Genomic DNA, 23,956 nt, shown 5'->3' with positions numbered 1-23,956 from the left:
AAGTGGTCTGGACCACAAAGGGATTTCCTCGTGCCGCACCGTATCGCCGTCCTCGCCCTGCCGGGTCTGCTCCCCTTCGAGCTGGGCATTCCGCACCGGATCTTCGGCCGCGCCAAGGACCCCGAGGGCCGGCCGCTGTACTCGATCGTGACCTGCGCCCCGGTCGCGGGCCCGGTCCCCACCGACGCGGACTTCGCCGTCCACGTGGAGCACGGACCGGAGGCGCTGGCGACGGCGGACACGGTGGTCGTCCCGGCCTCGTACGAACTCGGCCCGGTCCACGAGGAGGGCAGGCTGACCGACGAGCTGGCCGCCGCGCTCGCGCACATCCGGCCCGGGACGCGGCTCGTGTCCATCTGCACGGGCGCCTACGTGCTCGCCGCCGCCGGCTACCTCGACGGGCGCCCGGCCACCACGCACTGGGCCTCGGCCGCGCACTTCCAGCGGCTCTTCCCGAGCGTACGGGTCGACGCCGACGTCCTGTTCGTCGACGACGGGGACGTGCTGACCTCGGCCGGGGTCGCCGCCGGGATCGACCTGTGCCTGCACATCGTGCGCCGGGACCACGGTACGGCCGTCGCCAACGAGGTGGCCCGCAGGACCGTCGTACCGCCGCACCGCGACGGCGGACAGGCCCAGTACATCGCCCGCCCGCTCCCCGAGCCCGGCTCCGCGACCACGACGGCCGCCCGGGCCTGGGCGCTCGCGCACCTGCACGAGCCGATCCAGCTGCGGGACCTGGCCGTACGGGAGTCGATGAGCGTACGGACGTTCACGCGCCGCTTCCGTGAGGAGGTCGGCGTCAGCCCCGGCCAGTGGCTCACCCGGCAGCGTGTGGAGCGGGCCCGGCACCTCCTGGAGTCGACCGACCTCCCCGTCGACCAGGTGGCGCGCGACGCCGGCTTCGGCACCCCCCAGTCCCTCCGCTCCCACCTCCAGGCGGCCATCGGCGTCACCCCGACGACCTACCGCCGCACCTTCCGCGCCGGTGCGGTGGGCTGAGCGGCCGGCTGCCCGGCGCTCTCGATCCGCCGCTCCCCCACCGCGCCGATCGCCGTCAGGAGCAGGGTGAGGCCGACGCCGAACAGGATGGCGGTCGAGGGGGCCACCACCGTCAGCAGGCCGCCCGCGAGTGAGCCGCTCGCCGCGTAACCGGCGCCGACGGCCGCGTACATGACCGAGTAGCCGGCCGCCAGGGCGCTCGGCGGCAGTATCTGACGCAGGGCCAGGTTGCGGGTGAGCATCGCCGGGGCCTGGAGGAGGCCGGCCAGGGTCAGGGCGACGGCGATCGTGCCCGCGGAGGGCAGGACGGCCATGAGGGCGACGCCCGCGGCGACGCCGAGGATGAGCACGAGGGACTGCACCGGCAGCCGGCCCGGCCAGCCGCTCCGGAGCCCGTAGACGAACGCCCCCACCGCCGAGCCGATCGAGAAGCCGGCGAGGAGCGGGCCCGCCCAGCCGATGGCGATCTCCCGCTGTTCGAGGAGGGCGGGCAGGATCAGCTCGGCGAGGGCCAGCAGGGTCAGGCTTCCGGCGCCCATGACGTAGACCGGCCAGGCCCGCAGCAGGACGCGCCGCATCGGCTCGCCGCCCTGTTCCTGGCTCTCGGCCCGCCAGCCGGGGGGCAGCGCCCACAGCCCGGCGACGGAGGCCGCCATCAGCCCGCCCTGGAGCAACAGGGGCACCGCGGGGTCGACGCCGAGCGCCAGGCCGCTCACGAGCGCGGGCGCGAGGGCCCAGATGACGAAGGTCTGCACGGACTCGATGGAGAGCGCCTGGGTGACGGCCTTCTCCGGCACCAGGCTGGTGAGCAGGGCGCGCAGAGCGCCGGGCGAGGCGGCGGGGCCGGCCCCCGCGAGGAAGGCGAGCAGACCGAGGACGACGGGGTGCGCGTCGGCGGCGAGGCCGAGTCCGGCGAACCCGACCGCGCCCACAACGAGCCCGATCGCCAGATGCGGCCGGGCGCGCTCGGCGTTCAGCCGGATGCCGAGGACCGGAGCGGCGACGATCTCGCCGATGACGTACGCGGCGGCGAGCACCGCCCCGAGGGTGTAGCCGCCCGGCCGTTCCCGCACCAGGAACACGAGCGCCAGCGGCGCCATCGCCACGGGCAGCCGGGCGGCCAGGGCGACGGCCGACCAGGTGAGGACGGGGCGGGTGAGGAGCTCGCGGTACGCCATGGTCACGACCGTAACCGCCGATCACCCGATCACCCGCTAAAAGGTGAGGACTCCGCGCGCGAGGCGTCCTTGTTCGGCGTCCTCCACCGCCTTGGCGAAGTCCTCCACCGGGTACGTCCCGGTGACGAGTTCGTCGAGGAGGAGGCGGCCTTGGCGGTACAGCTCGGCATAGAGGGCGATGTCCTTCTGCGGGCGGGAGGAGCCGTAGCGGCAGCCGAGGATCGACTTGTCGAGGAACATGGCCGCGGGCGGGAAGCTCACCTCGGCGGTGGGCGCCGTCATGCCGAGGATGATCGCCTGGCCGTGGCGGTCGAGCAGGTCGATCGCGGTACGGACGAGGCCGGTGTGGCCGACGCACTCGAAGACGTGGTCGGCGCCGGTGGGCAGGATGTCGCGCACCCCGTCGGCGGCGGCGAGGAAGTGCGTGGCGCCGAACCGCCGTGCGACGGCCTCCTTGGCGGGGTTGGTGTCGACGGCCACGATCGTGAGCGCGCCGGCGATCCGGGCGCCCTGGAGGACGTTGAGGCCGATGCCGCCGGTGCCGATGACGACGACCGTCTCACCCCGGTCGACCTTGGCCCGGTTGAGGACGGCTCCGACGCCGGTGAGGACGCCGCAGCCCATGAGGGCGGCGGAGGTGAGGGGGATGTCGGACGGGATCTTCACCGCCTGGACGGCCTTGACGACGGTCCGCTCGGCGAAGGAGGAGTTCGAGGCGAACTGGAAGAGAGGCCGCCCGGCCCGGGAGAAGGGCTGCCCGGGCCTGCCGATCGCCTTGCGGCACATGGTGGGACGACCACGGTCGCAGTCGGCGCAGGCGCCGCAGTTGGCGAGGGTGGAGAGGGCGACGTGGTCGCCGGGGACGACATGGGTGACGCCGGGGCCGACGGCCTCGACGACGCCGGCGCCCTCGTGGCCGAGGACGAGGGGGGCCGGGAAGGGGATGGTGCCGTCGACGACCGCCAGATCGCTGTGGCAGACCCCGGCGGCCCGTACGGCGACGCCCACCTCGCCGGCCCCGGGCTCCCGCACCTCCAGATCCCCCACAACCTCCACGCGCACCCCGTCAAACACCACTCCACGCATGTACGTCTCCTTGTCCGTGGGGAGGCGGGGGTCTCCTCCCCCGCCCCTACGTGTTCGAGCGCGAGCCCTACGCGTTCGGGCGGGAGCCGTCCGCCGCCGCCCTGGCCATCTCCTCCAGGCGCGCCAGCATCGGCATCGGATCCACCCCCACCGTCCCCGGCAGAAAATCCGCGATCCGTTCCGGCGTCCAAGCCCCCGGTTCCGCGTACGCCGCCCGCAGTTCCCTCGGCTGCGCCCAGACCGCGATCTTCGGGCCGGCGATCGTGTAGACCTGGCCCGTGATCTTCTCCGTCCGCGCCCGCTCCGACAGGAGGTAGACGACGAGCGCCGCCACGTCCTCCGGCTCGCCGATCTCCTTCAGCTCCATCGGCACGTTCGCCGACATCCGGGTCCGCGCCACCGGCGCCACCGCGTTCGCCGTCACCCCGTACTTGTGCAGGCCGAGCGCCGCCGACCGCACCAGCGAGATGATCCCGCCTTTGGCCGCCGCGTAGTTGGCCTGGGCCACCGAACCCTGGTGGTTACCGCTGGTGAAGCCGATCAGCGTGCCGCCGCCCTGCTTGCGCATCACCGCGCTCGCCGCCCGGAAGACCGTGAACGTCCCCTTCAGGTGCGTGGCGACGACCGGGTCCCACTCCTCCTCCGACATGTTGAAGAGCATCCGCTCGCGCAGGATGCCCGCCACGCACACGACCCCGTCGATCCGTCCGTACGACGCCAGCGCCGTCTCCACCACCCGCGCGCCGCCCGCCATCGTCGAGATGTCGTCGGCGACCGCCGTCGCCGCCCCGCCCGCCGCCTCGATCTCCTTGACGACGGCCTCGGCGATCTCGCTCGTCGGCTCCCCGCCCTCGATGGAGACCCCGTAGTCGTTGACGACGACCTTCGCGCCCTCCGCCGCGCACGCGAGGGCGACCGCCCGGCCGATCCCCCGCCCCGCCCCCGTCACGGCGACGACCTTGCCTGCCAAGAAGTTCCCCACGCCCGGCCCCTTCCCGCATTTTCTGACGGTCCGTTAGATTTACCGTAGAGCTGGATTCTACGACCCGTCAGATACTGGAGAACAAGACCCCGGAGGCCCCGATGTCACTCCCCTCCTCCCTCCCGCCGGAGTTCCACGACATCGCCAAGCGCGTGAACAACTGGGGCCGTTGGGGCCGGGGCGACGAAATAGGCACCCTCAATCTGATCACCGACGAGGTGGTGCGGGAGGCGGTACGGACCGTCGTCTCCGGGCAGCGCGTCCCCCTGGCCCTCGACCTGAAGCAGGACGGCGTGCAGACCGGGGTGATCCCCGGACGGGTCAACCCGCTCCACGTCATGATCCAGATCAACCAGGAGCTCTTCGGCCCCGGCACCGTCGCCACCAGCGACGACGCCGTGACCTTCGGACTCCAGGCGGCCACCCACTGGGACGCGCTCACCCACGTCTCCCACTCCGGCAAGATCTACAACGGCCGGCCGGCCGCCACGATCACCCCGCACGGACGGTCCGGGTTCAGCGGCATCCACACCGCCCGCCATCTCGTGAGCCGTGGCGTCCTGCTCGACGTGGCGAGCGCCAAGGGCCTGGACCGGCTGCCCGGGGACCACGCCGTGACCCCGGAAGACCTGGACGAAGCGGCGGAATTCGGCCGGGTGACCGTACGGGCCGGCGACATCGTTCTCGTACGGACCGGGCAGATGCGCGCTTACCTCGCCGGGGACAGGCACGGGTACGCCTTCCCCTCCCCGGGCCTCTCGATCCGTACGCCCGAGTGGTTCCACGCCCGCGATGTCGCCGCCGTCGCCAACGACACGCTCACCTTCGAGATCTTCCCGCCCGAGATCGAGAACCTCTGGCTGCCCGTGCACGCGCTCGACCTCGTCGAGATGGGAATGCTCCAGGGTCAGAACTGGAATCTGGAAAGTCTGTCCACAGCCTGTGCACAGAGCGGGCGGTACGCGTTCCTGCTCTCCGCGATGCCCGAGCCCTTCGTGGGCGGTACGGGCACACCGGTGGCCCCGGTCGCCCTGCTGTGAACTCGCGCGGAGTTTCGCGCGGGTGGCGGCGCACTCGCACGCGCCCCGAGCACGGCACGGTGTCCGCCACCCGGCCGCGACCCGTGCTCGTCGAGGGCAGCACGATTCACGCGCTCCCTCGTCGTCCCCTCACGACGAATCGCTCACCCCAGAGTGAACAAATCGGCACGAACCGTCAACAGCGCGCCGATGAGACGGAAGCGGAAGCCGAAGCGGAGGGTGTGACCGGTGTGAGCGGTGTGACCGCCGTCGGCGCCACCGGTGCCGGGGTCGCCGGGACCGGGACCGGGACCGTACGGTCCACCTCGCACCAGATGCTCTTGCCGGCGCCCTCGCGCTGCCAGCCCCACCGGTCGGCCAGGCCGTCCACCAGCTCCAGGCCGCGCCCGTTGGTGTCCTCGCCCTCGGCGTGACGCTGCCGCGGGGGCCGGTCGCTCGCGTCGGCGACCTCCACCCGTACCGTCCCGGCATCGGGACAGCCCGCGGCGAACAGCATCCGCAGCACGGCCGGACAGCCCGTGTGGACCACCGCGTTGGTGACCAGCTCGGAGATGAGCAGCACCAGCGTGTCGGTCAGCGGCTCGTCATCCCCTATGCCCGATCCGGCGAGCCTCGAACGCGCCCATCTCCGGGCTCGTCCCACCTCCGCCGGGTCCGGCCCGACCTCCAACTGAACCTGAAGCACCTGCACCGTTCACACCATCCGAACCGGCGGACACATCGCCTCGCGCCCCACAGCCATCGACGCCCTTACAGAACGTGATTCCCTTGTGGAACAGCATGGTTGACGTACAGTCACCGCAACAAGCGCTTCGGGCATATTCCAGCGCGAAGGAGTACGCATGGTCCATACTGTGCGACGCACGCTGCGGGGAGTCGAACAGGAGGGCGTGAAACGCCTCCAGGGGGCGCGAGCGGCGGGCATTCCCGGCGCCGGAGCCGCCGCACGGGCGACACCGGGAGTGTCCGGGTTCACAACCACTCGCATCCCACGGAGAGTACCGGAGCGGGACCCCGACTCCGGGCCGTGACGGCCCGGCCGAAGGACACAACCCGATATCGACGTTCCGTGACCCCTCAGGCCGCCTCCGCGGGCGTGCCGAGGAGCGCCGCCGCCTCCCGCTCCTCCGCGGCGGCCGCCGGGAGCCACCGCTCCGCCCGGACCCAGGCCCGTTTGAGGTGGAGATGGACGTCCGCCTCCCAGGTGAAACCCATGCCGCCGTGCACCTGCAGGCAGTCGCGGGCGCAGCGCACCGCGGCTTCGTCGGCGAGGAGCTTGGCACCGGCGATCTCGACCGGGTCGGCGGTGACGGCCGCCGCGTAGACGGCGGCGCGGGCGACCTCTGTTCGTACGAGCATCTCGGCACACAGGTGCTTGACCGCCTGGAAGGCGCCGATCGGCTGCCCGAACTGCGCCCGCTCCCGCGCGTGTTGCACGGCCGTCTCGGTGGTGCGGGCGGCGCTTCCGAGCTGCTCGGCGGCGGCGAGGAGGATCGCGTCGGCCGGAACGGGCCCCGGGCCGGCGACCGGGAGCCGGTGCAGGGGGGTCAGCGGGTCGACGGAGCGCACCGGCTCGGCGCGCCGGCGCACAGCCTCCACGGACTCGCGCCCGCCCCCGGCCCCCACGGACTCATCCACCACCACGTCCGCCTCGTCGAGCCAGTCCACGAGCGCCCCGTCGGGGCGGGTCACGACCGTCTTCCCCTCCGCCGCGCCCGGCACCTCGCCCGCCGCCAGATGCGTCGCGATCAGCGGTCCCGGCAGCAGGGCGCGCCCCGCCTCCTCGAAGAGGAGGACCGCCTCCGGCAGGCCGAGGCCGACCCCGCCCTCCTGCTCCGGCAGCCGGAGCGCGAAGAACCCGGCCACCCCCAGCTCCCGCCACAGCGCCCGGTCCAGCGTGCCGCCGGCCTCGACGGCCGCCCGGAGCGCCTCCCGGTCGAAGCGGCGCTCGAGAAGCGCCCGCACCCCCGCCTTCAACGCCTGCTGGTCCTCGGTGAGCCGGAAGTCCATGGGTGGGTCACCGCCCCTTCGGCAGGCCGAGGATGCGCTCGGCGACGATGTTTCGCTGGATCTGGGAGGTGCCGGCGGCGATCGTGTACGAGAGCGAGGACAGCCGGTCCAGGTTCCATTCACGCCCCAGGTCGAGCGCGTCCGGGCCGAGGACGGCGGCGGCCGTGTCGTACAGCTCCTGGCGGGCGTGGGAGTAGCGCAGCTTGAAGACGGAGCCGCCGATGCCCGGCACCCCGCCCGACGCCTCGGCCTCGCTGACGTTCCACTGGGTGAGCCGCCACAGCGCCCGGAACTCGGCGCTCAGCCTGCCGATCCGGCGGCGCAGGACGTCGTCGTCCCAGGCGCCGCTCGCGCGCGCTGCGCGGGCGAGTTCGGCCAGGACGCGGCGGCAGGCGACGACCTCGCCGACGAAGGCGGTGCCGCGCTCGAAGGAGAGGGTCACCATCGTGACCCGCCAGCCGTCGTTCTCCTCGCCGATCCGGTTCTCGACCGGGACCCGCACCTCGTCGAGGAAGACCTCGGCGAACTCCGTCGAGCCCGCGAGGGTCCGCAGCGGACGCACGGTGATGCCGGTGGCGTCCATGGGCATCGCGAGCCAGGTGATGCCCCGGTGGCGGGGCGCCGACGCGTCCGTACGCACCAGAAGCTCGCACCAGTCGGCGACCTCGGCGTGCGAGGTCCAGATCTTCTGCCCGGTGACGACGTACGCGTCCCCGTCCCGGACCGCCCTCGTCCTGAGCGAGGCGAGGTCGGACCCGGCGTCGGGCTCGCTGAAGCCCTGGCACCACACCTCGTCGCCGCGCAGCACGGGCGGCAGCCACCGCTCACGCTGCGCCTTCGTGCCCTCGGCCGCGATCGTGGGCCCGGCGTGCAGCAGCCCGACGAAGTTGGCGCCGACGTAGGGGGCCCCGGCCCGCTCGGACTCCTCCAGGAAGATCAGCCGCCGGGTCGGGGAGGCGTCCCAGTGCACGTCCGCGTACCCGGCGTCGTACAGTCCGCGCTGCCAGCCGCAGTCGTACGCGCGCCGGGCCGGCCAGTCCCGCGGGTCGGGGCGCGGCGGCAGGGCGGGCAGGACGGAGGCGAGCCACTTCCGCAGCCCGGCCCGGAACTCCTCCTCCTCTTCGCTGTACGCGAGGTCCATCAGACGATGCCCAGTCCGAGCATCCGGATGGCGTTGCCGCGCATCAGCTTGTAGACGGTCTCGTCGTCGAGTCCCTTGACGTGGTCGAGGGCCACCTCCTTGGTGTGCGGGAAGGTGGAGTCGACGTGCGGGTAGTCGGTCTCGAAGGTGGCGTTGTCCCGGCCGACCACGTCGAGCGAGGCGATGCCGTGCTTGTCGCGGAAGAAGCAGCAGAACATCTGCCGGTAGTAGTACGTGGACGGCGGCTCGGGAACCAGGTCGCGGACGCCGCCCCAGGCACGGTGCTCCTCCCACACGTCGTCGGCGCGTTCGAGGGCGTACGGGATCCAGCCCATCTGGCCCTCGCTGTAGGCGAGCTTGAGGGTGGGGAACTTCACCAGGACGCCGCTGAAGAGGAAGTCCATCATCGAGGCCATGGCGTTGTTGAAGCTCAGGGACGCCTGGACGGCGGGCGGGGCGTCGGGGGACGCGGCGGGCATCTGGGACGACGACCCGATGTGCATGTTGACGACGGTGCCGGTCTCCTGGCAGACGGCGAAGAAGGGGTCCCAGTAGCCGGAGTGGATCGACGGGAGCCCGAGACAGGTCGGGATCTCGGAGAAGGTCACGGCCTTCACGCCCCGGGCGGCATTGCGGCGGATCTCGGCGACCGCCAGGCCGATGTCCCAGAGCGGGATGATGCAGAGCGGGATGAGCCGGCCGCCGCTGTCGCCGCACCACTCCTCGACCATCCAGTCGTTGTAGGCGCGTACGCAGGCGAGGGCGACCTCCTTGTCGTGCGCCTCGGCGAAGGTCTGGCCGCAGAAGCGCGGGAAGGTCGGGAAGCAGAGCGAGGCCTCGACGTGGTTGAGGTCCATGTCCTTGAGCCGCTCGACGGGGTCCCAGCAGCCGCGCCGCATCTCGGCGCGGGTGATGCCCTCCAGGGTCATGTCCTCCCGGTCGAAGCCGACGGCGGCGATGTTGCGCTTGTACGGGAACTTCAGGTCCTCGTAGATCCACCAGTCGGTGGGCGGGCCGTCCGGGTCCATCGTGATCCGGTACTTCCCGCCGACGTAGGCGAGCTCCCCGATCCCGGCGGTGAGCGGCTTGGGTCCCCGGTCGCGGTATCTGGCGGGCAGCCAGGTCTCGAAGAGGTGCGCGGGCTCGATCACGTGGTCGTCGACGCTGATGATGCGGGGCAGTTCCGTCATGACCCCTCCATTTTCTGATGGCCCGTCAGATACGGTTCCGCCTCAGGCTAGCCGCGCACCCCTGGACCGACAAGGACCGACCCCTCTACGCTCTCGACACGATCTGACGGACAGTCAGTCAAGGGAGTCGTCGTGACCGACATCGCACACGCCCTGGGCGAGTCCCGCACCCTCTGGGAACTCGTCGACCGCCGCGCCGCCCTCACGCCCGACCGGCCCGTCCTGCTCCAGGGGGACAGGAGCCTCACCTTCGGCGCGCTGCGCGACCGCGCCGAACGGTGCGCCGCCGGGCTGTACGACCGGGGGGTCCGCCCCGGGACCGTCGTCGCCTGGCAGCTGCCGACCCGGATCGAGACCGCCGTCCTCACCTTCGCCCTGGCCCGCCTCGGGGCCGTGCAGTCGCCGGTCATCCCCTTCTACCGGGACCGGGAGGTCGGCTTCGCGCTGCGCGAGTCGAAGGCCGAGTTCCTCGCCGTCCCCGGCGTGTGGCGCGGCTTCGACCACACCGCGATGGCGCGGCGGCTCGGCGCCCGCCGGGTCTTCGAGGCGTACGACTCCCTGCCCGACGGCGACCCGGCCGTCCTGCCACCGCCGCCGGCCTCCGGGACGGACGTCCGCTGGATCTACTGGACCTCGGGCACGACCTCCGACCCCAAGGGCGTCCTGCACACCGACCGCTCCCTCATCGCGGGCGGCTCCTGCCTCGCCCACGCCCTGAAGCCGACCGCCGACGACGTGGGCTCCATGGCCTTCCCGTACGCCCATATCGCCGGGCCCGACTACACGGTGATGCTGCTGCTCTACGGATTCCCCGCGGTGATGTTCGAACAGTTCGCGCTGCCCGAGGCGCTCGAGGAGTACCGCAGGCACGGTGTGACCGTGGCGGGCGGGTCCACCGCCTTCTACTCGATGTTCCTCGCCGAGCAGCGCAGACAGCCGGGCAGCCCGATCATCCCCACCCTGCGGCTGCTCGCGGGCGGCGGGGCGCCCAAGCCGCCGGAGGTCTACCACGCGGTCGTACGGGAGATGGGCTGCGCGCTCACCCACGGCTACGGCATGACCGAGGTTCCGATGATCACGATGGGCTCACCGGACGACACCGCCGAGAACCTGGCGACGACCGAGGGCAGGCCCCCGGAGGGCATGGAGATACGGATCGCGGAGGGCGGCGAGGTACGGCTCAGGGGCGAGGCGGTCTGCCAGGGCTATCTCGACCCCGCGCAGACGGCCGCCGCCTTCGACGAGGACGGCTTCCTCGTCACCGGCGACGTGGGACATCTGACCCCGAGCGGCCATCTCGTCCTCACCGGGCGGATCAAGGACATCATCATCCGCAAGGGCGAGAACATCTCGGCCAAGGAGATCGAGGACCTCCTCCACGAGCACCCGGCGGTCGGCGACGCCGCCGTCGTCGGGCTCCCCGACCCTGAGCGCGGTGAACGCGTCTGCGCGGTCGTGGAGCAGCCGCCCGGGGCCCCGGCCCTCACCCTCGCCGCCGTGACGGACTTCCTGCGCGCGGCGGGCCTCTCCGTCCACAAGCTGCCGGAACGGCTGGAGGTGGTGGAGGCCCTGCCGCGCAACGAGACGCTCCGCAAGGTCCTCAAGTACAAGCTGCGGGAGCGCTACTCCGTCACGAACGCTCCTCCGTCATGAAGTAGCGGGCGAAGGCCGTCACGGCCGCCTCCTCCTCGACCGCGCCCGCGTCGTCGGTCGGCAGGGAGGCGGCGCCCAGCGCCGCCGCCTCCGGGGCGATGCCGAGGGCCCGAAGCGCGCGTTCCACCTCCGCCGGGGTGGGGGCGAGGGCCAGCAGGGCGTGGAGGAAGGGGCGGGCGATCTCGGCGAAGCGCTCGGGATGGTCGTGCAGCCGCTTGACCGCGCCGCCGGCGAACTCCTGCCGGCTGACGCGCTGGTCGCCGTCGACGTCGGCGATCCCCGCCATGCCCTGCCAGAAGGCCTCGGCGCCGGTCACCAGCGCCTGGCCCTTGTCGCAGCGGAAGGACGTGTCGAACTCGGTCAGCAGCCGTTTCGCCGCCGTCGTGAAGTCCTCGCGCGAGATGGTCCCGTCGCCGTCCTGGTCGAACGCGGCGAAGCGGGAGGCGATCCTGCGCCGGTAGAGCTGCTCGGGGGGCTGCTCCGATTCCTGCTCGGGTTCCATGGGCTCCATGTGCGCGACCTTACGACGCCGGGGCCCGCTACGCCGAGAGGGGCGGAACGGTCAGCCTTCGGGTGGGAGAGGGCTGCTCGGGAACGGACGCAGTCTGCCCCGCGAGGTACTCCACCTCCAGAGGCCGCGCGCGCTCGTCGACCGCGTCGGCGGCGTCCGCGTACACGTCGAAGAGGCGCCGGACGCCGAGCGCGGCCAGGACCCGGTTGACGTGCGAGCCTTCCAGAGCGCCGCGCGCGGGCAGGACCAGCCTCAGCCGGCCGCCGCAGGAGCGCATCAGCCGGCGGGAGGCGATCAGCACGCCCACCCCGCTGGAGTCGCAGAAATCGACGCCCGCGAGATCGAGGACCACGTCGTGCCGGCCCCCGGCGACGGCGTCGTGCACGCGTCTGCGGACCGTGGGCGAACTCACCAGATCCAGTTCGCCGCGGACATGCAGCACGGTCCAGGGGCCTTGCTCGTCTTCGCCGACATGGATCGTCACAGATCGCGCCCTTCAAAACGGAGGCTGTGCTTCCTGTCCCCTCCCGCTGCCCCACGGCCACGAAACGAAACCCCCGGTGTGAAAGGTGGCGCTTTCCCTACCACCCCGCGGCTCCTGGGGGCGTACTTGTCACAAAGGAGAGTGCGCTGTCGCCGGGGCGCACTACTTTGGGGGATGAACTCGGACCGGGAGGGCCACCGAAGAGCACCGGAGGGCTTCGTATGGCGAAGGACACACCACCGCGCTGGGACCGCCGGATGCAGCAGCGGCTGGCGCGCGGGGAGGCCGCCGCGCTCGGGGAGTTGTACGACCGATTCGCGTCGCTCGTGCACAGCCTCGCCCACCGCGTGCTCGACGACGACAGCGCCGCCGACCTGGTCACCCGCGAGGTCTTCGGCTACATCTGGGAGAACCCCGACGCGTACGACCCCAAGCAGGGCAACCTGCGCTCCTGGATAGCCCGGCTGACCCAGCGCCAGGCCGTCCACCGGCTGCGGCAGACGGAGGCGACGGCGTACGCCGAGACCGGCGAGGGCTCTGCGGAGGAGCTGGAGCAGAAGGTGCGCCGGGCGTCGGTCGCGGCCCGCGCGGACTACATCGTGACGTCGATGCCCGCGCCGTTGCGCGCCGCTCTGGAACTGGCCTATTTCCAGCGGCGCGACTATCGCCAGACGGCGGCGGACCTCGGGGTGACGGAGGACGAGGCGCGGCGGCGGCTGCGGCTCGGGCTGCAGTTGCTGTCGACGGCGAACACCCGTCCGCTGGAGGGGTCCTCGCCGCCAGGCCCCGGACGCGCGTGGTGAGCGGGGCGAACGGCGACCCGGAGGAGGTCGCGCGCGCTCCCCGGATACCGGGGCCCCGGTGGGCGGCGGACGACCACGCGGACCTGTCGGCGTCCGGGGCACCGCCGGAGGTTCCCGTAGAGCCCGTGGAGGCGGAGGAACCGACACGGGCCGACGAACCGGCACGGGCCGCGGAACCGGTGCCGCCGTCGCACGGGGTGCTCAAGTCTCTCCTCGGGGCGTGGGCGCTGTCCGCGTGCTCGGCGGAGGAGACGCAGGCGGTCGAGGCTCACCTCACCGAGTGCGCCCCGTGCGCGGACGAGGCGCTGCGGCTGCGCGACGCGGTCGGGCTGCTCCACGCCGGGCGGGACCTCGACCTCGACCCGCTGCTGCGCTCCCGCGTCCTGGAGAACTGCCTGGGGCGGCGCCCCGCCCGTATCCCGGTGCCCGCCTGGGCCTGTCCGTACGACGCCGAGACGGCCCGGCTGGACGCGCTGCTGCGGGACATCGGCGAGTCGGAGTGGCACGCCCCGGTGCGCCTGAAGTGGTTCGAGGGCGAGCGGCCGGCGAGCCGCCGGACGACCGTCGCCGGGGTGATCGGGCATCTGATGACGGTGGACGGCCTGGTGTCGACGGCGCTCGGTCTGGACGACCCGCTGGGGCCGGGGGCCGGGGAGGCGTCGCCGACGGAGCGCACCGAGGCGTACTGGCAGGGCGCTGAACATCCGCCGACGCGCGGGGTGCGCGAGCCGTGGCGCGACCAGAGCCACACGCTGATCCGGACGGTCTCGTTCGCGGGACGAGGTGTCGCGGACCTGACGGTTGCGTACGGGGGCTTCGCGCTGCCGATGCGGGACTCGCTCCTCGAGCGGGCCTTCGAGTGCTGGGTGCACGCGGACGACATCGCGAACGCGGTGGCGTATCCGTACGAGCCGCCAAGCGGCGCGCATCTGCACGACATGATCGACCTGGCGGCGCGGCTGCTCCCGGCGGCGCTCGCCGGCCGGCGCCGCGGGGGCCTCGCCGCTCCGCCGCGCCATCTGGTCGCGGCGGGCGCCCCCGGCCGCTCGCTCCACCTGGAGGTGGAGGGCTCGGGCGGAGGCCACTGGTACATCGCCCTGGACTCCCCCGCCGCCGTCGCCTCCCCGGATCACGCGGTGGCCCAGGTGGCGATGGACGGCGTCGAGTTCTGCCAGCTCGTGGCGGGCCACGTCCCGCCGGAGGAGGCCGCCGCCGGCAAGGACGGCGACCGGGAGGCGATCCGCGACGTCCTCTTCGCGGCGGCGTCTCTCAGCAGGCTGTGAGAGCGGCGTCTCTCAGCAGGCTGTGAGAGGCGTCTACGTGAAGACGACGGTCCGGCGGCCGTTGAGCAGGATGCGGCGCTCGGCGTGCCACTTCACCGCACGGGCCAGCGCCTGGCACTCCACGTCGCGGCCGACGGCCACCAGCTGGTCGGGGGTGACCTCGTGGCCGACGCGCTCGACCTCCTGCTCGATGATCGGGCCCTCGTCGAGGTCGGCCGTCACGTAGTGGGCCGTCGCGCCGATCAGCTTCACGCCGCGCGCGTGCGCCTGGTGGTAGGGCTTGGCGCCCTTGAAGCTCGGCAGGAAGGAGTGGTGGATGTTGATGATCCGGCCCGACAGCTGCTTGCACAGGTCGTCGGAGAGCACCTGCATGTAGCGGGCGAGGACCACCAGCTCGACGTTCTGCTCGCGCACCAGGTCGAGCAGCTCGGCCTCGGCCTGCGGCTTGTTCTCCTTGGTGACCGGAATGTGCCGGAACGGGATGTCGTACGAGCCCACCAGCTCCGCGAAGTCCGTGTGGTTGGAGACGACCGCGACGATCTCGACCGGCAGCGCCCCGATCCGGGAGCGGAAGAGGAGATCGTTCAGGCAGTGCCCGAACTTCGACACCATCAGCACGACCCGCATGCGCTCGTCGGCGCGGTTGATCTGCCAGTCCATCGCGAAGGAGTCACCCACCGCGGCGAAGCTCGCCCGCAGCTTGTCCACGGTGACCGGGGCCTCGGCCGAGAAGTGGACCCGCATGAAGAAGAGACCCGTGTCCCGGTCCCCGAACTGCTGGCTGTCCTCGATGTTGCAGCCGGTGATGAACAGATAGCTCGACACGGCGTGCACGATGCCCTGTTTGTCCGGGCAGGAGAGCGTGAGGACGTACTGGTCAGTCATCCTCGTAGGGTGCCATATCCGGCCGGCCGGGCAGGGTCCGCGTCCGTCAGGCGGACCGCGTCATGATACGGAGCACGTCCAGCGAGCGCGGGGGCGTGTCCGGGTCCTCGCCGTCCGCCGACGCCATCCGTACGTGTGCCTCGCGGGCGGCCCGTACGGCCTCCGGCCACCCGTGGTGCTCCATGTAGGCGGAGAACGGGGCGTCGGGACCCACCTGGTGCATGATCCGCAGCACGCGCAGCACGGCCACGTCCACCAGGGCGGCCTCGCCCGAGTCGCGGAAGATCGTGCCGACGTACTTCTCGGCGGACCAGTTGTCCAGCCAGGTGTCCTCGACGAGCCGGTAGACGGCGTCGGTGACGTCGCCGTACCCGTCGTGGCCGGCCAGCCAGGTCGTCTCGTGGAACCCGGGATCGGAGAGCATGTGCAGCGCCGAGCGCACGTTGCTGCGCCAGCGCCACCACGGCATGTCGTTGAGCGGCATGCCGCCCATGGTGGAGGAGCGACGGCCGCGACGGGAAGAGTTCACCGAACTGGAGACTGAACCGGAGTCTGGACCGGAGACGGGACTGGACACCTTTCGATCGTACGTTCCGCCTCGGCGCGAGCGGACCGGCCCCCTCCCCCCGCGTCCCCCGCCGCCGGTCCGCCCCGGTAATTCACCTTCACGTCACTCCACGTCGAACCATGCTCACTCCGGCGTTACCCATGAGGCGGAAATGTGCATGCCCATGACCGGTAGGCGACTGACCTCACTCCTCGCGTATGTCACGACGGCGGCGGCCGGGGCGTCGCTGCTCAGCGGCTGCGGCGTGCTCCCTGGGACCACGGGGGGATCCAGGGAGCCCGTCACGGTGATGACCTGGGCCCCCGACGGCACGCGGGCCACCAACATGCCGGGCATGCCCGCCATGGCCCAGGCCTACGCCCGCTGGGCCAACGCGTCCGGCGGCATCGACGGCCACGAGCTCCGCATCCTCACCTGCAACGAGCAGAACACCTCCGCCGGCGCCGCGGCCTGCGCCCGCCGGGCCGTCCGTGAGAAGGTCGTCGCCGTCGTCGGCTCCTACAGCCAGAACGGGCGCGCCTTCATGGCGCCGCTGGAGGCGGCGGGCATCCCGTACATCGGCGGCTACGGCATCTCCGAGGACGAGTTCACCAGCCCGCTCTCCTACCCCGTCAACGGCGGCCAGGCCTCGCTCATGGCCGGCCACGGCATGCAGCTGGCCGAGTCCTGCCGCAAGGTCTCCCTCGTCCGGCCCGACACCCTGGCCGGCGACAAGCTGCCCGACCTGCTCGACTCCGGCCTGCGCAAGAGCCGGCACGGCGGCGCCACCGACATCCCCGCGGTCGAGGACGCCGGCGAGTACACCCAGCAGGCGGGCCGGGCGCGTACCAAGGCCGGGCGCGAGAACGGCTGCGTCGCCGCCGTCCTGGGCGAGCGCACCCAGACGTTCTTCGACTCCTTCCGGCGCCTGCCCGGCCCAGGGGACGGGGGCGCGCGGCCGGACCGGGGGACCTCGGACGACGAGAGCGCCGACGCCGTCCGGATCTCCTCCGTGCTCGGCAGCGTCAGCCAGCCGGTCATCGACCGCACGGGCGGCGCGCGCAGCCCCTTCGAGGGCGCGTACGTCACCGGCTGGTACCCGGAGGCCAACGACGCGCGGTGGGCGCCGATGCGGAAGGTGATCCAGCAGCACGCGTTCGCCGACAACCGGGTCGACCCCGCCGACGCGGGCGTGCAGACGACCTGGATCGCGTACACCGTCCTGAAGAAGGTCGTCGAGTCGCTCGACCGGGACTCGGTCACGGCGGGCGCCGTGTCGCACGCCCTCGACCGGGGCGTCGCCATCGACACGGGCGGCCTGACGCCCGAACTGCGCTGGCGGTACGAGGACTTGCTCGGCGCCCCCGGCTTCCCCCGGATCGTCAACCACCAGGTGACCTTCCAGGTGGTCCGCCAGGGGCGGCTCGTGGCACAGAAGCCCGGCTTCGTCGACGTCGGCGAAACCGTCCTCACCGCCCCCTAGAACGCCCGCCCGGGGCCACCCCCTAGGCCGCGTCCGTAAAGCCCCGCCTGGCCCGCGACGCCTGGCATGGCCTAGAGCTGGGTGGGCGTCCGCTTCGAAAGGCCGTACTTCTCGGCGGTCGGGTTCCACAGCCCGGCCGCCTCCTTCTTGGCGGTCGTGGCCTCACCGCTCTTCTTGTTCGCCTCGACCGCGTGGTTGGTGCTCCGGGCCTTGCCGCCCTTGCACGCCTTCTTGCCCTTCATCTGGTCGGCCCAGGCGGCGTAGTGGTCGTCGGCGGACGCCGAGGCCTGCCACGCCTTGGTGAGGGAGGCCGTCAGGGCCGTGTTCTGCGGCAGCTTGTCCACCGTCAGACCCTGAAGCCGGGTCACCAGACCCCGGCGCTGCTGGGCGGCGCCGCGCAGGTCCGTCGCGGCCTGGTCGAGGTTCTTGCACTGCTTGATGGCCTCGACCGAACGGATCACCGCGTCACGGCTGTTGTTGCTGTCCGCGAGCAGCTTGTCGAGCGCCTGCGCCTGCGGTTCGGCCGGGTCGGCGGACTTCTCGGTCGAGGTGTCGACGGGGGCGCTCGAACTGGCGGCGACGTTCTGGCCCGGGTCCTTGTCCTTGTCGTCCCCGCCGCTGAGCAGCGCCCCGGCGCCGAGGCCGACGATCGCGCAGCCGACGACGACGGCGGCGATCAGCGCGACGGGCGACTTGCGGCGCGGCGCGGGGCCGTCGTCGTACCCGTCCTGGTAGCCGTCCTGCGGGTAGGCGTCCTGGAACGGGGACGGCTGCGGCGGAGGCGTGTGCGGGTGAGGCGTGTGCGGCGCGAACTGCTGCTGCGCGAAGCGCTGTTGTTGCTGCGGCTGCCGAGGCGGCTGCGCCATGTGCGGCGGCTGCTGCATGTGCTGCGTCGCGTCGCTGCGGAAGAGGTTGTCGAACTCCGCGGGCGGCTGCCGCTCACCGGGCATCTGCGGCGGTACGGGAGCGATGTACTGCGTCGCGTCGGAGGCGCCGGCGGGCTGCTGGGCGGGAGCGGCCTGCTGGTGCAGCGGCCCGGTGCCGAGGAACTGGGTGTCCGAACCGCCCTGCGGGGCGACGGGCGGGATGTGCTGGGTCGCCTGCATGTCGGCGGCGGCGGGAGGATAGCCGTACCCGCCCTGCGGCGGGTACGCGGCGGGTATGGAGCCCGGCATCGGCCCGGGCAGGGGGCCGGGACCGGAGGACGGCGGCGCGCTCTGCGGCGGGACGGGCGCGATGTACTGCGTCGCCTGCATGTCCGAGCCGCCGCCCGGCTCGGCCTCGGGCGGCAGGGGCTGCGCCGGCGGCAGGGGCTGGGCGCCCTGCCCCTGCGGTGCCCCACCGGGGCCCCAGGCGCCGCCCCACGGCTGCCCTCCGGCCGGGCCTGCGGCCGGGCCGGTCTCCACGCCACCCTCGGCGGGCAGCACGACACCTTCGTGCGTGGGCCGCACCGCCGGATACTGCGGCTCCGGACCCTGTCCGCTTTGCGTCACCGGGACTCCTACTGATGGACCTACGGAATCGTCGGTTCACGCTACCGGGTGCGTCCGGCGCGGCGCACACGCGTGTGAGACCGGTTACAGACCCACGACGAACGTGCCCGCCGCCTCCGGGCGGACGCACCTCCTTCCGGGCCCGGGCGTCCCGCCCGCTGCCTCCGTCACGCCGCGTGCAGCGCGAGGCGCGAGCCGAACTCCTGGACCGCCGGCTCCCCCGCGTACGGCTCCAGCCGTTCCTTGAGGTCGTCCAGATACTCGGCCCCGCGCGAGGACCGCAGCGTCGCCAGGAGTTCCAGGGCCCTCGTGCCGGTGTGGCAGGCCTGTTCCACCTCCCGCCGCTGGACCTGCGCCGACGCGAGCAGGACCAGGCCGATCGCCCGGCGCCGCGCCCGGGTGGGCGGATGGCCGCTCAGCGACTCCTGGGCCGCCCGGGCCGCCTCCTCCGCCTGCCCGAGGTCGCGGTGGCAGTGGGCCAGCTCGTCCGCCAGGTACGCGTGATCGAAGTGCGCGATCCAGTCGGGGTCGTCGCCCGACTCCGGATCCGCCTGCTCCAGGGCGCGTACGGCACGGCCCGCGACCGCCCCGAAGGAGTGGGCGTCCCCGAGCAGCGCGTGCCCCCGGGCCTCCGCCGCGTAGAACATCGCCTCCGCGCGCGGCGAGACCCGCCCCCGCGCCCCTTCCTGCGCCGCCCGCGCCAACTGGGCGATCTCCCGGGGATTTCCGAGCTGGGCCGCCAGATGGCTCATCGAGGCCGCGAGCACGTACCCGCCGTACCCCCGGTCACCCGCCGCCTGCGCGAGGCGCAGGGCCTGGATGTAGTACCGCTGCGCGAGACCCGGCTGCCCGGTGTCCACCGCCATGTACCCGGCCAGCTCCGTGAGCCGCGCCACCGCCGCGAACAGCTGCCGTCCGACCGCCTCGCGGTACGACCCCGAAAGCAGGCCGGCGACCACGCTGTTGAGGTAGTGCACCACCACCGGCCGGACGTGCCCCGAGCCGAACCTGCGGTCCAGGTCGACCAGCGCCTCGGTCATCGCCCGGACCGCCTCCACGTCGGAGACGCCCACCCGCGCCCCAGCCGACCGGGCCACCTGGGCGTCCGCGCCCGTGATCAGCCAGTCCCGGCTCGGCTCGACCAGCGCTGAGGCCGCCACCGTCGAACCGGAGAGGAAGTCCCGGCGCCCCACGTCGCTGCGCCACAGCTCGCAGACCTGCTCGATCGCGCCGAGCACGGTCGGCGCGAACTGCAGCCCGACCCCGGCTGCCAGGTTCCTGCCGTTGGCCATGCCGATCTCGTCGATCGTGACCGTCCGTCCCAGCTTCCGGCCCAGCGCCTCGGCGATGATTCCCGGCGCCCTGCCGCGCGGCTGCTGCCCGCGCAGCCAGCGCGCCACCGACGTCTTGTCGTACCGCAGGTCGAGGCCGCGCTCCGCGCCGACCATGTTCACCCTGCGGGCGAGCCCGGCGTTGGAACAGCCGGCCTCCTGGATGAGCGCCTGCAGTCTTTCGTTCGGCTGACGAGCGACGAGTGGTCTGGCCGCCATGAAGTACCCCCTGAGGCCGGTGTGCGAGCGAGAGAACTGATCACTGCCCGGCGGATATACGGTCAATGCCGATATGAACACGCGAAACCGGACGCTTCGACCACGGTCGGGTGGCCGACCCCCACGTGTGGCTACCCCTCCACCGCTCCCCGGCCGCACGCGCGCCCCCGTCCGTGCACCCATGCGCCCCGCCGTGCAGGATCGATGCGCCACACCGCTGTCCGCCCCGCCCGTAACCCCGGGTGACGGCGGGAGTTGAGCTGACCGTGGAAGAGACCATGGGAGTCACGGAAGCCGCACGCATCCCCAAGCAGCGAGGAGAGCAGCTGCTGGACTGCGCCGTGCGGTATGCGGAAGAGCGGCACTGGGACGTGTTTCCCGGCACCTGGCTGGAGGCCGTGGAGGGCAGGGAACGCTGCTCCTGCGGGGCCGAGAGCTGCGTCACGCCCGGCGCCCACCCGGCCCGGCCCGACTGGTCGACCCAGGCGACCGGCAGCGCCGTCGGGGCGCGCCGCATGTGGTCGAAGCAGCCCAAGGCCTCGATCCTGCTGCCGACCGGCCGTGCCTTCGACGCGATCGACGTGCCCGAGTCGGCCGGCTTCCTGGCGCTGGCCCGGATGGAGCGGATGGAGCTCACGCTCGGTCCGGTGACCTGCACCCCGGACCGCCGGATGTTCTTCTTCGTGCTGCCCGGCGCCGCCACGAAGGTCCCCGACCTGGTCCGCAAGCTGGGCTGGGTCCCGGCCTCCATCGACCTGATCACCCGGGGCGAGGGCCACTTCGTCGCGGCGCCGCCCACCCGGGTCGGCGGCCATGGGGCCGTGCAGTGGGCGCGGCGGCCCACTCCGGCGAACCGCTGGCTGCCCGACGCGGAGGAGCTGATCAGCCCGCTCGCGTACGCCTGCGGCCGGGAGGCGGCGGCCGCGAGGTCACGCAGGCCGTAGAGCCGCGGGCGGAGGTCCCGCGACGTGACCCTTAGGGTGTGGCCGTACCGATACGGGGACCACCAAGGGGTTGACGGGCCATGCCTGACCAGGCATTTGACGGAACGTATGAAATGGCGGGCGACGCACCGGACGGCGGTGCGGTGCCCGCCGTTCGCGTCGAGGGGCTGTGGAAGCGCTTCGGGCAGCAGATCGCGGTGAGCGGCATCGATCTCGCGCTTCCCGCGGGCAAGTTCATCGGGCTCGTCGGGCCCAACGGCGCGGGCAAGACCACCACCCTTTCCATGATCACCGGCCTGCTGCGGCCGGACCACGGGCGGGTCCTGGTCGCCGGGCACGACGTGTGGCGCGACCCGGAGTCGATCGCCGAGGTCAAGGCCCGGATCGGGATCCTGCCGGAGGGGCTGCGGCTCTTCGAGCGTCTCTCGGGCCGTGAACTCCTCGCCTACAGCGGCCGGTTGCGCGGGCTGCCCGGTGCCGAGGTCGACAAGCGCGCCGACCAGCTGCTCGACGTGCTGGACCTGGAGGGTGCGCAGAACAAGCTGGTCGTGGACTACTCGACCGGCATGCGCAAGAAGATCGGGCTGGCGGCGGCGCTCCTCCACAACCCCGAAGTCCTCTTCCTCGACGAGCCGTTCGAGGGCGTCGACCCGGTCTCGGCGCAGACCATCCGGGGTGTCCTGGAGCGGTACACCGGCTCGGGCGCGACCGTCGTCTTCTCCAGCCACGTGATGGAGCTGGTGGAGTCGCTGTGCGACTGGGTCGCGGTGATGGCCGCGGGCCAGATCCGTGCGCAGGGTCCGCTCGCCTCCGTACGCGGTGACGCGCCGTCGCTGCAGGCCGCGTTCCTGGAGCTGGTGGGCGCCAACGGGCGCGAGGCCGCCGGGGACTCTCTGGACTGGCTGGGCGGGGGTGGCGCCCGATGACCACGGCCGCCCCGGCATCCCCGGCGTCCCCGGTTTCCCCCGCGTCCCCCGCCTCCCCGGCGTCTCCTTCCCTCACCGCCGTCTTCGTCCGGCTCAAGCTGTCGCTGCTGCGCAACGGACTGCGGCAGTCGGCGGGCCGCACCGCCGCGTACGTCACCTCGATCGTCGTCACGGTCGTCTTCGCGGCGGCCATGCTGCTCGCCTTCGTGCTGATGCGGGGCAGCGCGGACGCGGACTCGGTCGCGGTGCTGCTGACCGCCGTGCTCGCGCTCTGCTGGGCGGTGATGCCGCTGTTCGTACCGGGCGGGGACGAGACGCTCGATCCGTCCCGGCTCGTGATGCTGCCGCTGCGGCCCCGGCCGCTGGTGCGGGCGCTGCTCGTCGCCTCGCTGGTGGGCAGCGGGCCGCTGTTCACGCTCTGCATAGCGCTGGGCGCGGGCGGCCTCGCGCTGGCGCGGGGCGCGGCCGGTGTCGTCGCCGCCGTGGTGGCGGTGCCGCTGGTCGTCCTCGTGTGCGTGGCGCTGTCGCGGGCGGTGGCGGCGGCCAACGTACGGCTGCTGACCTCACGCAAGGGCCGTGACCTGGCCGTCCTGAGCGGTCTGTTGATCGCGGTCGGCATCCAGCTGGTCAACTTCGGTGCCCAGCGGCTCAGCCGGGCCGGTGGCCTGTCCTCGCTCGAGCCGGCGGCGGCGGTCGTGGGCTGGCTGCCGCCGGCCTCGGCGATCGCGGCGGTGGACTCGGCGAGCGAGGGCGACTACGCGGTGGCGGCAGGGCAGTTGCTGCTGACCGTGGTCGTCCTGGTGGCGCTGGTGTACTGGTGGCAGCGGAGCCTGGTGAAGCTGATGACGACGCCGGACGGCTCGACGATCGGCGCCGCCTCCGGCTCCGGCGCGCGGGACCGGAGCGGTACGGGTCTGCTGGCCCGGCTGCTGCCGGGCGGACGCACGGGCACGGTGATGGAGCGCACCCTGCGCTACGTCTGGCGTGATCCGAAGACGAAGGCGGCGTGGATCAGTTCGCTCGCGATCGGCGCGATCGTGCCGCTCTTCAACGCCTTGCAAGGCACGGGCTCGGTCTACTTCGCGTGCTTCGCCTCGGGCATGCTCGGCATCCAGATGTACAACCAGTTCGGGCAGGACACCTCGGCGTTCTGGATGGTCGCGCAGACGATCTCGACGGCAGCGGACGCGTACGCCGAGCTGCGGGCGCGGGCCCTCGCCCTGCTGGTGATCACGCTGCCGTACACGGCCGTGGTGACGGCGGCGACGGCGGCGGTCCTGGGCGACTGGTCGTCGCTGCCGGACGCGCTGGGCGTGGCCTTCGCCCTGCTCGGGGCGATGGTGGCGACGGGGGCGGTGGCCTCGGCCTCCTTCCCGTACTCGATCCCGCAGGACAGCGCGTACAAGAACGTCGCTCCGGGGCAGGGCGGTCTGGCCTGGATCTCGATCCTCGGCGGCATGCTCGCGGCGGCGTTGCTGTGCGCCCCGGTGATCGGGGCGACGATCTACCTCCACCTCGCGGACGAGGAGTCCCTGCTGTGGCTCCTGCTGCCCGGCGGCACGCTCTACGGCGCGCTGCTCGCCTGGGCGGGCCTGAAGCTGGCGGCGCCGCGGACGGCGGGCCGGCTGCCGGAGATCCTGACGGCGGTCAGCAAGGGCTGAGCCACGAGGGGCGGTGGGTCACCGGTTCGGCCCACCGCCCCCCGGGCGACACTGTGACGGCCAATTGCGTGCCGCACAGGCACTTCTGAGTCACAGAGAGACCC

21 protein-coding genes and 1 pseudogene are annotated in these 23,956 nt (G+C 72.7%); 9 read left to right on the top strand and 13 right to left on the bottom strand.

Translation table 11 applies throughout. The features are described 5' to 3' along the window. Positions 1-30: 30 nt before the first annotated feature. Entirely contained in the window at positions 31-1,002 is a 972-nt protein-coding gene (locus tag IE136_RS17420) for a GlxA family transcriptional regulator (protein ID WP_158989150.1), read from the top strand. Here IE136_RS17420 and IE136_RS17415 read toward each other — a convergent pair. From IE136_RS17415 to IE136_RS17405, 3 genes are all read right to left on the bottom strand, one after another. Further along, a complete protein-coding gene (locus tag IE136_RS17415) occupies positions 966-2,180 on the bottom strand; it encodes an MFS transporter (protein ID WP_158989148.1) in 1,215 nt (404 codons plus the stop codon). The two genes, IE136_RS17420 and IE136_RS17415, sit on opposite strands and share 37 nt — an antisense overlap. 36 nt (positions 2,181-2,216) lie before the next feature. Then, complete coding sequence (locus IE136_RS17410; protein WP_189600811.1) at positions 2,217-3,266, bottom strand: Zn-dependent alcohol dehydrogenase; 1,050 nt, start codon at positions 3,264-3,266, stop codon at positions 2,217-2,219. A gap of 67 nt (positions 3,267-3,333) precedes the next feature. Further along, complete coding sequence (locus IE136_RS17405) at positions 3,334-4,248, bottom strand: SDR family NAD(P)-dependent oxidoreductase (RefSeq protein WP_158989144.1); 915 nt, start codon at positions 4,246-4,248, stop codon at positions 3,334-3,336. 101 nt (positions 4,249-4,349) lie between these two features. Here IE136_RS17405 and IE136_RS17400 point away from each other — a divergent pair, with 101 nt between their 5' ends. After that, positions 4,350-5,288: a cyclase family protein gene (locus IE136_RS17400; protein WP_158989142.1), complete on the top strand. Its 939-nt coding sequence runs from the start codon at positions 4,350-4,352 to the stop codon at positions 5,286-5,288. Between the two features lie 175 nt (positions 5,289-5,463). On the opposite strand, the gene IE136_RS17395 is transcribed toward IE136_RS17400, so the two are convergent. From IE136_RS17395 to IE136_RS17380, 4 genes are all read right to left on the bottom strand, one after another. After that, on the bottom strand, positions 5,464-5,979 hold the full coding sequence (locus IE136_RS17395; RefSeq protein WP_229818927.1) for an ATP-binding protein: 516 nt from the start codon (positions 5,977-5,979) through the stop codon (positions 5,464-5,466). A 386-nt stretch (positions 5,980-6,365) separates the two neighbouring features. Then, positions 6,366-7,298: an acyl-CoA dehydrogenase family protein gene (locus tag IE136_RS17390; protein ID WP_158989140.1), complete on the bottom strand. Its 933-nt coding sequence runs from the start codon at positions 7,296-7,298 to the stop codon at positions 6,366-6,368. 7 nt (positions 7,299-7,305) lie between these two features. Then, positions 7,306-8,439: an acyl-CoA dehydrogenase family protein gene (locus IE136_RS17385; RefSeq protein ID WP_189600810.1), complete on the bottom strand. Its 1,134-nt coding sequence runs from the start codon at positions 8,437-8,439 to the stop codon at positions 7,306-7,308. Continuing rightward, positions 8,439-9,629, bottom strand: a complete 1,191-nt coding sequence (locus IE136_RS17380) for an amidohydrolase family protein (RefSeq protein WP_158989136.1) — start codon at positions 9,627-9,629, stop codon at positions 8,439-8,441. Before IE136_RS17380 ends, IE136_RS17385 begins: the two co-directional genes overlap by 1 nt. Positions 9,630-9,761: 132 nt before the next feature. Between IE136_RS17380 and IE136_RS17375 the strand changes: the two genes are divergently transcribed. Next, positions 9,762-11,282, top strand: coding sequence for a class I adenylate-forming enzyme family protein (locus IE136_RS17375; RefSeq protein WP_158989134.1), 1,521 nt, complete (start codon positions 9,762-9,764; stop codon positions 11,280-11,282). Here IE136_RS17375 and IE136_RS17370 read toward each other — a convergent pair. Further along, positions 11,260-11,793 (bottom strand): EF-hand domain-containing protein, encoded by a 534-nt coding sequence (locus IE136_RS17370; protein WP_269783570.1) that lies wholly within the window; start codon positions 11,791-11,793, stop codon positions 11,260-11,262. The genes IE136_RS17375 and IE136_RS17370 overlap by 23 nt on opposite strands. Before the next feature lie 118 nt (positions 11,794-11,911). Continuing rightward, positions 11,912-12,277 (bottom strand): annotated as a pseudogene (locus IE136_RS17365) (STAS domain-containing protein); the annotation flags it as partial. A 221-nt stretch (positions 12,278-12,498) separates the two neighbouring features. Between IE136_RS17365 and IE136_RS17360 the strand changes: the two are divergent. Then, positions 12,499-13,080 (top strand): sigma-70 family RNA polymerase sigma factor, encoded by a 582-nt coding sequence (locus IE136_RS17360; protein WP_158989130.1) that lies wholly within the window; start codon positions 12,499-12,501, stop codon positions 13,078-13,080. Continuing rightward, the gene (locus IE136_RS17355) at positions 13,077-14,363 is read left to right on the top strand and encodes a zf-HC2 domain-containing protein (protein ID WP_189600809.1); all 1,287 of its coding nucleotides are present in this window, start codon (positions 13,077-13,079) and stop codon (positions 14,361-14,363) included. The genes IE136_RS17360 and IE136_RS17355 overlap by 4 nt, the downstream gene beginning before the upstream one ends. 33 nt (positions 14,364-14,396) lie before the next feature. Here the strand turns inward: IE136_RS17355 and purU are convergent, their stop codons facing one another. Continuing rightward, entirely contained in the window at positions 14,397-15,248 is an 852-nt protein-coding gene (gene purU / locus IE136_RS17350) for a formyltetrahydrofolate deformylase (RefSeq protein WP_158989126.1), read from the bottom strand. A 46-nt stretch (positions 15,249-15,294) separates the two neighbouring features. Beyond that, positions 15,295-15,741 carry an SCO4402 family protein gene (locus IE136_RS17345; RefSeq protein WP_158994551.1) on the bottom strand — a complete coding sequence of 149 codons (447 nt, stop codon included), beginning with the start codon at positions 15,739-15,741 and terminating at the stop codon, positions 15,295-15,297. A 238-nt stretch (positions 15,742-15,979) separates the two neighbouring features. Here IE136_RS17345 and IE136_RS17340 point away from each other — a divergent pair, with 238 nt between their 5' ends. Beyond that, positions 15,980-17,278: an ABC transporter substrate-binding protein gene (locus IE136_RS17340; RefSeq protein WP_158989124.1), complete on the top strand. Its 1,299-nt coding sequence runs from the start codon at positions 15,980-15,982 to the stop codon at positions 17,276-17,278. A gap of 71 nt (positions 17,279-17,349) precedes the next feature. Here IE136_RS17340 and IE136_RS17335 read toward each other — a convergent pair whose 3' ends face one another. Both IE136_RS17335 and IE136_RS17330 read right to left on the bottom strand, forming a co-directional pair. Next, entirely contained in the window at positions 17,350-18,771 is a 1,422-nt protein-coding gene (locus tag IE136_RS17335) for a hypothetical protein (RefSeq protein ID WP_189600807.1), read from the bottom strand. A gap of 167 nt (positions 18,772-18,938) precedes the next feature. Then, positions 18,939-20,321: an NsdA family TPR-like regulatory protein gene (locus IE136_RS17330; RefSeq protein ID WP_158989120.1), complete on the bottom strand. Its 1,383-nt coding sequence runs from the start codon at positions 20,319-20,321 to the stop codon at positions 18,939-18,941. Between the two features lie 278 nt (positions 20,322-20,599). On the opposite strand from IE136_RS17330, the gene IE136_RS17325 reads away from it, so the two are divergent. The 3 genes from IE136_RS17325 to IE136_RS17315 all read left to right on the top strand — a co-directional run bounded on the left by IE136_RS17325 (position 20,600) and on the right by IE136_RS17315 (position 23,852). After that, positions 20,600-21,265 carry a bifunctional DNA primase/polymerase gene (locus tag IE136_RS17325; RefSeq protein WP_158989118.1) on the top strand — a complete coding sequence of 222 codons (666 nt, stop codon included), beginning with the start codon at positions 20,600-20,602 and terminating at the stop codon, positions 21,263-21,265. 80 nt (positions 21,266-21,345) lie between these two features. After that, a complete protein-coding gene (locus tag IE136_RS17320; RefSeq protein WP_158989116.1) occupies positions 21,346-22,191 on the top strand; it encodes an ABC transporter ATP-binding protein in 846 nt (281 codons plus the stop codon). Continuing rightward, complete coding sequence (locus IE136_RS17315; protein WP_189600806.1) at positions 22,188-23,852, top strand: transporter; 1,665 nt, start codon at positions 22,188-22,190, stop codon at positions 23,850-23,852. The genes IE136_RS17320 and IE136_RS17315 overlap by 4 nt, the downstream gene beginning before the upstream one ends. The last annotated feature ends 104 nt before the right edge of the window (positions 23,853-23,956 follow it).

The sequence above is a fragment of the Streptomyces lateritius genome, assembly GCF_014649715.1.
Lineage (GTDB): Bacteria > Actinomycetota > Actinomycetes > Streptomycetales > Streptomycetaceae > Streptomyces > Streptomyces lateritius.
This window is presented reverse-complemented; position numbering and strand designations above follow the sequence as displayed.

What these genes read in the sequence shown, in the direction of transcription:
- IE136_RS17320 (WP_158989116.1), top strand. Translation starts at nt 21,346, where the DNA reads ATGCCTGACCAGGCATTTGACGGAACGTATGAAATGGCGGGCGACGCA.
- IE136_RS17380 (WP_158989136.1), bottom strand. Translation starts at nt 9,629, where the DNA reads ATGACGGAACTGCCCCGCATCATCAGCGTCGACGACCACGTGATCGAG.
- IE136_RS17410 (WP_189600811.1), bottom strand. Translation starts at nt 3,266, where the DNA reads ATGCGTGGAGTGGTGTTTGACGGGGTGCGCGTGGAGGTTGTGGGGGAT.
- IE136_RS17390 (WP_158989140.1), bottom strand. Translation starts at nt 7,298, where the DNA reads ATGGACTTCCGGCTCACCGAGGACCAGCAGGCGTTGAAGGCGGGGGTG.
- IE136_RS17325 (WP_158989118.1), top strand. Translation starts at nt 20,600, where the DNA reads ATGGGAGTCACGGAAGCCGCACGCATCCCCAAGCAGCGAGGAGAGCAG.
- purU (WP_158989126.1), bottom strand. Translation starts at nt 15,248, where the DNA reads ATGACTGACCAGTACGTCCTCACGCTCTCCTGCCCGGACAAACAGGGC.
- IE136_RS17340 (WP_158989124.1), top strand. Translation starts at nt 15,980, where the DNA reads ATGACCGGTAGGCGACTGACCTCACTCCTCGCGTATGTCACGACGGCG.
- IE136_RS17400 (WP_158989142.1), top strand. Translation starts at nt 4,350, where the DNA reads ATGTCACTCCCCTCCTCCCTCCCGCCGGAGTTCCACGACATCGCCAAG.
- IE136_RS17315 (WP_189600806.1), top strand. Translation starts at nt 22,188, where the DNA reads ATGACCACGGCCGCCCCGGCATCCCCGGCGTCCCCGGTTTCCCCCGCG.
- IE136_RS17385 (WP_189600810.1), bottom strand. Translation starts at nt 8,439, where the DNA reads ATGGACCTCGCGTACAGCGAAGAGGAGGAGGAGTTCCGGGCCGGGCTG.
- IE136_RS17360 (WP_158989130.1), top strand. Translation starts at nt 12,499, where the DNA reads ATGGCGAAGGACACACCACCGCGCTGGGACCGCCGGATGCAGCAGCGG.
- IE136_RS17415 (WP_158989148.1), bottom strand. Translation starts at nt 2,180, where the DNA reads ATGGCGTACCGCGAGCTCCTCACCCGCCCCGTCCTCACCTGGTCGGCC.
- IE136_RS17370 (WP_269783570.1), bottom strand. Translation starts at nt 11,793, where the DNA reads ATGGAGCCCATGGAACCCGAGCAGGAATCGGAGCAGCCCCCCGAGCAG.
- IE136_RS17330 (WP_158989120.1), bottom strand. Translation starts at nt 20,321, where the DNA reads ATGGCGGCCAGACCACTCGTCGCTCGTCAGCCGAACGAAAGACTGCAG.
- IE136_RS17345 (WP_158994551.1), bottom strand. Translation starts at nt 15,741, where the DNA reads ATGGGCGGCATGCCGCTCAACGACATGCCGTGGTGGCGCTGGCGCAGC.